We start from the raw sequence: 847 nt of genomic DNA on the forward strand, positions 1-847 counted from the left end.
CCGGACGATGTCGCGCAACTCGTCGGCATGTTTGAGTGCAACAAATGCTTGGGCTTGGGCGCGAAGGCCGAAAGTGTTGTATGGGGTGAGGTCGGTTTGGTATTGGATGGGTTGCATGATGATTTGTGATTTTGTGGATTCAGGTCGTCTGAAAACTTACTATTTAACAATTACGATAGGTAATGGGGTTTTGGGGCGCTTTATAATTTTCTTGGGAAGAATAGGTCAGCTTATTCACGATTTCTTCATAAATGTCGGAGCCTTCTGGTAACGGCTTGCCTTCAAACATCCAACGACCTTGAATAATATCGTCGGCAGAAATCCATCTTTCGATTTCATACACTGCCAATGTCCAGCCGCGATAGACTGCAACTGCATATTTTGCTTTTTCACGTCGGCTTCCGATTTTCCAATATTTCCGTGTGCGTTCGTAAATTTCCTTATCCCTATTGGCTTCAGGAATATTCCCAGATCTAATGTCTTTTTTCAGTTTCTCGTATTCGTTATTAATCGTAATTAAAACAATAGGTTTATCAGTTTTCAATTCTTGCGCATCATATTTTCGTTTTAATTCGGATAAGCTCATCAATCCTACTTCAGAAGAATGTGTGCCGCCTTGAATATTAGTCAGCGGCTGCTGGCTCGGTTTGACTAAGGAGAGTAGGTCTATTGCCATCGCTTCATATTCAAAAGCCTGTTTGTCTGTTTGGATGTTGTGCCGCAGAATGTAATACACGGGTTGGTTTCCACTTTGATGTATTCCCCTAATCAAGGCAATTTTATCACTTGGCGTTTCTGTTTCTTGTAATGAACCTAGGGCATGATGGAAAACGCGATTGTCTATGCC

The 847-nt window shown here is 42.1% G+C and carries 1 protein-coding gene and 1 pseudogene; both read right to left on the reverse strand.

Annotated features, from left to right (window positions below; translation table 11 throughout):
• Positions 1 to 117 (reverse strand): annotated as a pseudogene (locus tag ACTHUR_RS12870) (UDP-N-acetylmuramate dehydrogenase); the annotation flags it as partial.
• A 46-nt stretch (positions 118 to 163) separates the two neighbouring features.
• A partial coding sequence (locus ACTHUR_RS12875; protein ID WP_440398884.1) for an LEM-3-like GIY-YIG domain-containing protein occupies positions 164 to 847 on the reverse strand: 684 nt, incomplete at its 5' end.

The organism is Neisseria sp. P0021.S007 (assembly GCF_051956855.1).